The 7,356-nt window shown below is 51.2% G+C and carries 6 protein-coding genes; 4 read left to right on the top strand and 2 right to left on the bottom strand.

Annotation, left to right across the window (positions count from 1 at the left end; translation table 11 throughout):
- Nucleotides 1-697 (top strand): RNA-guided endonuclease InsQ/TnpB family protein (locus PLU01S_RS24645; RefSeq protein ID WP_084339950.1); only part of this gene is annotated, 697 nt, incomplete at its 5' end.
- 491 nt (nucleotides 698-1,188) lie between these two features.
- Entirely contained in the window at nucleotides 1,189-1,485 is a 297-nt protein-coding gene (locus PLU01S_RS24635) for a hypothetical protein (RefSeq protein ID WP_233432222.1), read from the top strand.
- A 466-nt stretch (nucleotides 1,486-1,951) separates the two neighbouring features.
- On the opposite strand, the gene PLU01S_RS24625 is transcribed toward PLU01S_RS24635, so the two are convergent.
- The gene (locus tag PLU01S_RS24625) at nucleotides 1,952-3,229 is read right to left on the bottom strand and encodes a Y-family DNA polymerase (RefSeq protein WP_074828600.1); all 1,278 of its coding nucleotides are present in this window, start codon (nucleotides 3,227-3,229) and stop codon (nucleotides 1,952-1,954) included.
- Entirely contained in the window at nucleotides 3,222-3,665 is a 444-nt protein-coding gene (locus tag PLU01S_RS24620; RefSeq protein ID WP_074828598.1) for a LexA family protein, read from the bottom strand. The genes PLU01S_RS24625 and PLU01S_RS24620 overlap by 8 nt, the downstream gene beginning before the upstream one ends.
- Nucleotides 3,666-4,217: 552 nt before the next feature.
- Here PLU01S_RS24620 and PLU01S_RS24615 point away from each other — a divergent pair.
- Together PLU01S_RS24615 and PLU01S_RS24610 are read left to right on the top strand one after the other, a co-directional pair.
- Nucleotides 4,218-5,204, top strand: a complete 987-nt coding sequence (locus tag PLU01S_RS24615) for a competence protein CoiA family protein (protein WP_074828595.1) — start codon at nucleotides 4,218-4,220, stop codon at nucleotides 5,202-5,204.
- Nucleotides 5,201-7,240 carry an ATP-dependent helicase gene (locus PLU01S_RS24610; protein ID WP_074828592.1) on the top strand — a complete coding sequence of 680 codons (2,040 nt, stop codon included), beginning with the start codon at nucleotides 5,201-5,203 and terminating at the stop codon, nucleotides 7,238-7,240. Before PLU01S_RS24615 ends, PLU01S_RS24610 begins: the two co-directional genes overlap by 4 nt.
- Nucleotides 7,241-7,356: the final 116 nt, after the last annotated feature.

The following is a 7,356-nucleotide window of genomic DNA, read 5'->3' as shown; positions in this document are numbered from 1 at the left end:
TCATAACGGCCACTATTTCAAAGTATGGGATAGCTACGGCCTGGCAGGGCATAAATTCCGCTCAGGCAGCTTTAGTGAAGACGCGCGCGGGCGCTGGTACTTCAATGTTGTGGTTGATGTTGAGGAATCGGTATCAATGGGCCAGGGCGCGGTGGGTATTGACCTCGGCCTGAAAGACCTGGCGACATGCAGTGACGGCAGAACGCTGGAAAATGGCAGGTTCTATCGTGATCTGGAGCCAAAGCTTGCCATCGCTCAGCGCAGCCGAAACAAGGCCAGAACACGTGCTATTCATGCCAGGATCGCCAACCGGCGCAAGGATGCTCTACACAAGTTTAGCCGCCAGCTGGTGAACAGCTACGGCACGATCATCGTGGGCAATGTAAGCCCTTCAAAACTCGTTAAAACCAAAATGGCTAAGTCCGTCTATGACGTTGGCTGGTCCACGCTGAAAACAATGCTAGAATATAAATGCGATCACGCAGGCATTGTTTTTAAGGAAGTAAACGAGGCGTACACCACCCGCGCCTGTTCGGCTTGTGGCTCCTTAACAGGGCCAAAAGGCGTAAACGGGCTGCGTATAAGAGAATGGACTTGCTGTGAGTGCGGTGTCGCTCACGACCGCGATATCAACGCGGCCATGAACATTCTTGCGCTCGGGCATGAGCGTCCATCAGTGGGAATCCCCGTCCTTTAGGGCGGGGAGGATGTCAATATTTATCATGTCCATAGTGCTCATTAACCTATCAGCGCTAGCCGACTGCTCCGGCTGGAACAGGTCCATGGAGTACTCACCACGCTGTTTGAGGTCCAGCAAGAGAATCTCGGACTTGGCCTTCTCTATAGATGTGTTTCAGGCCGTGCAGGGCGTATTTCACAAGCACACGCGTGTCATCGGTTGGCTAGGGTAGGTTCAAGATGATCCCATTGGAGTAGCGCTCCTCTGAACACCCAGACCTCAAGGCCTTCGCCTTCAAGGATCAGCCGGGGCTAATATGAAAGAAGCGCCGGCGTTTCGCCGACTCTGCCGAGTGCAGGAGCGCCATTGATGGCGACGATGATCAATTGGGGTACTTACCAAGCAGCTGAGCTAGGCTTGTAAAAGCATCCACTCATTGAGAAATTGGGTTAAAAGCTATGATTGGGACTTTTCACAGATCGCTTCTATTAAGCCTCTTTTGCACTTGGATGTCCCCAACCGTCGCGGCGGAAGTGATCATCGGTAAATGGCTTGATGATTTAGGCTCGCCAAATTACCTAGACGCACAATTTAAAATTGTAAAAGACGACGGGAAGTATTTCCTCGAGCGGCGTAATGGTGATGGCTCGGGCGGCCGATATCGTCTCGAAAAAGAAAAAGACGATGAAGCGTATATCAAGGTTGGAGACCAATTTGGGGCAGTATATGTAGTTACCCCTGAAGGGCTTGAAATATATGATCGTGACGGTTATATCCGAACCGCGAAAGAACTGAAAAAGAATTGAAGAGGGTAAATACTATGGTTGAAAATAAGCTACACAATCTAGAAGCGCCCCTTATAGATGTTCGGAGTCCTCGTAAAGGCTCTACTGCGTGGTGCGCTATCGCTTTTGAAGAACTCGCACAGGCTATTGATCTTATTGAATGTGGTATCAATGAGATGACTCAGGACCAGCAGCAAGTTTGGAAACGCTATAAGGCCCAAACAGTCCAGTTTGCACATGATATGCTACTTGCTGAGGGGAACAGGTCTGAAATCCAACGTCGCCTTGGATTGGTTGATCGCAACAGCTAGATATCTACAATAGCAAGGCGGGCTTCCGGGCCTGGGCAGACGCCCAGATCGAGGCGTTGGAAACGCAGCAGTATCGCATCTGGCTTTTCGCGATGATGGCAATGTTCAGATCTTCTGGACGGTTCCGCAGGAAGGCTGACCGTACCTTCTCTCACTCTCCGCTCGAAGCGACTCTCTCAACTACGCACTGTCCAAAGCTGATCCAGCCGGGTGGTGTAGCTCTGGCTCATCAGCTCGCGCCGCATGGCCCAGCCGGGTTGAGCCGTGATACGCGCAGGGCGGAGCATGCCTTTGCCGAACTTGCGGTTGATGCTGTCCATGGTACTCATGAGGCGGTCGGCCCCAGCTGACTGCTCGGGCTGGAATAGATCCATGGAGTATTCGCCACGCTGCTTGAGGTCCATGAGCAGGATCTCGGATTTGGCGTAGCCATAGCCTTCTCGGTAGATGTGTTTTAGTCCGTGCAGGGCGTACTGGACCAGTACACGGGTGTCATCGGTGGGGTAGGGCAGGTTCAGGATGACGCCATTGGAGTAGCGCCCCTCCGGCGGGCCGTGCATACCCGTCTGAATGCCTACACGCATGACCTGGCAGAGCGACTGCTGCGCCCTGAGCTTTTCTGCCGCCCGAGCCGTGTAGCTGGCCACCGACTCGGCCAGCGCGGAAAAGGTGTACTGGCGCTGGCCAAACATTCGGGACGTGCAGATCATCTGCTTGGGTGGTGCCACTTCTTCAAGATCGATGCAGGAGATGCCGCGCAGCTCGCGTACTGTCTTTTCCAACACGACGCTAAACATCTTACGGATCGACCAGGCGTCATACTGGGCGAGGTCCCATGCCTTCTCGATGCCCAACAGCTTGAGCTTTTCCTCAAGCCGTCGCCCAACGCCCCAGACGTCACCGACATCGATGTGCTGCAGAGCCCGGTTGCGCCTGTCCGGATCTCTCAAATCCAGTACCCCACCGGTGGACTTGTACCAGCGCTTGGCAGCGTGGTTGGCCAGCTTGGCCAGTGTCTTGGTGGTGGCAATGCCCACCCCTACCGGGATGCCGGTGCATTTGAAGACCTGCTCCTTGATCACACGGCCCATGGCTTCCGGCGAACCTGGAATACCGGTGAGGTCTGCCCAGGCCTCGTCAATACTGTAGACCTCCAAGCGGGGCACCAGCTGTTCTATGCAAGTCATGACTCGTGCAGACAGATCTCCGTAAAGCGCATAGTTGGAGCTGAACGCCCGTATACCCAAACGCTGAAGGTCATCCCTGATCTGGAAGTAGGGCGCTCCCATTTTGATGCCCAGCTTCTTTGCCATTGAGCAACGCGCAATAACGCACCCGTCGTTATTGCTTAAGACGACAATCGGAGTGTGCTTGAGGTCTGGCCGGAATACCCGCTCGCATGAGGCATAGAAGCTATTACAGTCGATCAGCGCAAAGATAGTCTCATCAGACATGACCGCGATGCGTCCGCAGACTGCACCGCACAACGCCCCACACCTCAAGGTCGTCACCTTCAAGGATCAGCCGGGGCTGGTAGAGAGGGTTATCGGAGAGAAGCGCCAGCGTTTCGCCAACCTTGCCAAGTCGCTTGACTACAGGCTCGCCATTGATGGCGGCAATGATCACGTCACCCTGTACCGCATCAGCGGATCGATCAACGACCAGCAGGTCACTGTCGTAGATACCACTCCCAATCATGCTGTCGCCATGGGCACGCACCAGGTAGGTATGGGGTGCCTGGATCTCAAGCAGATGGTCCAGCGATATGCGTTCCTCGATGTGGTCCTGGGCGGGACTGGGAAAGCCTGCCGGAACGCGATACCCGTAAAGCGGGAGGGTTAAATCCGTGGCCGAAAGTGGGCCTAAAAGAGTGATGTGGTTGGGTTGCATGACGACATCCGAGCGACATGGTTGTGTGTATTTTTATACAGCATGGCCATGCATACAGTTCCCGTCAATATTTCAACCCATGCAAAGGAGCACAGCGAACATACCCCGTTAAGCGAGAAAGCGTGTATTTAGACGAGGTACGCGCAAGTATCCAAACAAATGCCATCTAAATGGCATCATCTATTGAAAGGGAATAATCTTTCAGCTTGAGGGCAAAATCAGGTGGTTGAGTGTAGTCGTTAGGTGTAGCGAATAGACGGTGTAGTCGTTTAAGTCCCTTACCTATTTATCGCTGCACCCCGACGATAACTGCCTGCTGTGACCACTGGGCTACACCTCAGCGACTACAGAACCTTGAGGAGCAGCTACCGGCCATTAGCTACCTATCGGATGTATCTAGAAAATTCGGGGGATTAACATCACTGGGTTGTAGAGCAAGTGAATAGTATTTTCACTAGATCGCTGTACACTCGGCAGCCTCAAGAAGCACTATTTATCACTTGCCTGCCGTAAGGTCTGTCGTTAGCCGGATTTCTTGGGACGTACGCAGTCATGACAACTCAATCTAGCTCAATACAGTACGCTTACGCCTTAAATGGCCAGGGCACACTCACGCACATTAGCGATGCCCTGCGCTCACACACTTACACCTGCCCAGGTTGCAAAAGCCCCCTCACACCGGTGCTAGGAGAAATCAACGCTAAGCACTTTCGTCACTCGGAAGAATGCTGCGCCCTCGAAACCTACCTGCACAAGTGTGGCAAAGAAGCATTCTTCTATCGCTACCAACAAGCTCTCAGCCGTGCGGTGCCAATTAGCTTAGAGTTAGAGCGAAGGGTTTCCTGCAATGGAGCTCGTTTAGCCTTAGTCAGAGACAAAACAAGTCAGTGCCTGGAATCAGTGCCCGCACGCTACAACATGACTAAATTTTTCGACGTGGCAGAGCTGGAAAAACGCGATAAGACTACCGGGCTGCAACCAGACGTGATGTTGCGTGATACAGCAGGTAAAAGGCGCTGTTATATAGAGATCTGTGTTACGCACCCCTGTTCTCAAGAGAAGATTGATACCGGCATCCCCATACTTGAGTTTAAGGTTCAATCTGCCGCTGACATCCAGATGCTGCTTAGCGGGTCATATTCAACCAAGGATAAGCGCCTAAACGCATTCAATTGGTGCCCGCCATCACAAATAGTGGATAGCTGTAGCGGTCCATGCTCAGTTGGTAACGTAGGGATGTCTGTCTGGAGCCTGAGTGATTCCGGCCGACTAAACGAGCAAATAATGCCTCTCGCTGAAGTTGACTTATTAACCAGCTCATACGTTAACACATGGCCTAAGTCGCTCGGGGGGGCTGAGCTGGCGGAGAACCTACGAACTTTTATCCGTCATGCCGATCCTCATGCGCTATTTCCTAACTGCATTATGTGCCAACAAGCTGGCCGATGGGAGGACGGCTATCTGCAATGTCGCAGTAAATCAAAACAGGTTCCTTATACTGAAGCGCGTCAGTGCGCCAGTTACAAGGTTGATGCATGACCAAAAAGCTAACTTGGGAGCAAAAAAGTATTGTCAGCCATGACATCGGACATGCGCTGGTTAAAGCCGTACCTGGTAGCGGGAAAACAACCACCCTCGTAAAGCGCGTTGAACGGCTGGTCAAGACGGGGACTGACCCTCGTTCCATTCTGATCCTTATGTACAACAAGTCTGCGCAGCTAAGCTTCACCGAGAAGTTGAAGACGGCATTAAAGTCGACTGTCATTCCAGAAGTTCGTACATTCCACGGTTTGGCTTTGAAGATCGTTGGTTACGGAGAGCGTCAACAGATAATCAGGAAGAAAGACCTCCTTACTCCGGACGACTACCGCTATGAGCAACTGGTTAAGCAGGCTTACTGCCATGGTTTTGGCCATGAGGCGAGTTACATTCCCCCCAATGAAATTGAAAACTTAGAACTGTTTATCGCTCGCTGTCGGGCGGCGGTTGTAACGCCAGTTGATGCAGCTACAGATCCTACTTTCAGCAACATAAAACGGGAGTTTATACGCGCCTATAGCCGCTATTGCGAGTTACTAGAGGAAAACAGTCTGCGAACCCTTGATGACTGTTTGATTGAGGCTGTCTCAGTGTTGCGTAATGACACCAGCTCTGGAGCCTACTTCAAACACATCATTGTGGATGAATATCAGGATGTTAACCTGATACAGCATGACATGACTCGCTTGCTATCTAAATCAGATACGTCAGTTATGGCTGTTGGTGATATCAACCAGTGTATATACGAGTGGCGCGGTGCTCGACCAGACTTCATCGGTGGTCTGTTCGAGAAGCATTACCAAAATACAAAAGTGTTTCAGCTTTCATGCACGTTCCGATTTGGGCATGAGCTTTCCTTGATAGCCAACTCGGTAATTCGGCGAAACTCTACGAAGCTGACTAGGCTCTGTGTCAGTCACCCCAGCGCCCCAAAAACAGAGGTGAGATTGCACTTTGATAATTGCTTATCCGAAGTGCTATCAAATCTTTCGGTAAACCGTGGCACACAAGCCATCCTGTCTCGGACCAAGGCGAATCTTGCCGAAGCCGAACTAGCTTTACGCCTGTGCGGACTCCCTTATCGTTATCTCAATGGTTCACCTTCATTACACACCCGTACTGAAGTCGGTATGTTGGTGGTAGGCGTATTGTTGTGTGTTTACGGCAATTTGCAACAGCTCGAGAGCTACCCCAACAAACGGGCTATGATCTACGGCTTCTTAAAAGAGGCTGGTTTCAATTGGCAGCAGGGGCAATTCAAAACTGCACTTAATTTTTTGATGGCTCCCTATGCCGATCTATGGTCTGTTCTGGGGAAACTATTCGAAGGCTCATCCTACCAAAAGGATCGACTGGAAAGGCTCGCCACAATCTGCCAGAAAGATGGAGAGAAAACTCCTGCTATTGATGTATTGAGACGTCTGAATATGGCAGGTTTCACAGATTGTATCGGTTCAGGGGGAGTAAAACGTATTGATTCAAACGATCTAAAACGAGGAGTTGTGAGAATTGAAGCGCTACTAGAATCGAGCAAAATCGACTCCCGCACGTTTTTAAATCTTATCCTGAATTCAGTGGAAACTTCGGCTGACCGCGAACCCTTCATCCTTTCAACATTGCATGGTTCCAAAGGTCTAGAGTGGGATAACGTGGTGCTGATCGGTCTGAATGAGAAAGAGTTTCCTGGCGGCAAGCCCGATGATGTTTATAACGTGCATACATCGATGCATAACCCTCCGACTGAGGAAGAAATTGAGGAAGAGCGTCGGTTGTTTTATGTCGGAATCACTCGCACAAAACAGCAGCTTCATATGGTTGCCCCTCTTGATGAAGGGCTAACTTTGTGGCTTAACAAGCGTTGGGATAGCTCACCGACGAAGTCACCTATAGCTACTCGGTTCGTCTATGAGGCTGGATGTACTGCTTGTGCGGTTACCAGTGATGCGATCTATAACAACACAGCTGAAAAGCAGACGGCAGAATTTAGCAAATTTCACCAATGGTATCTAAGAGATCTTAAGCGGCTAAAAGTCTAAGCCCCAGAAACCGCTTGTATTCTGCACTACCCCCGTGCGACAGACATTCCCAGGCTATATTTCTGGCCGATACTCACCCTTCGCGAACGGCAGCTATGGGTCGATTAGGGAGTGCC

The sequence above is a fragment of the Pseudomonas luteola NBRC 103146 genome (assembly GCF_002091675.1).
Classification (GTDB): Bacteria; Pseudomonadota; Gammaproteobacteria; order Pseudomonadales; family Pseudomonadaceae; genus Chryseomonas; species Chryseomonas luteola.
This window is presented reverse-complemented; position numbering and strand designations above follow the sequence as displayed.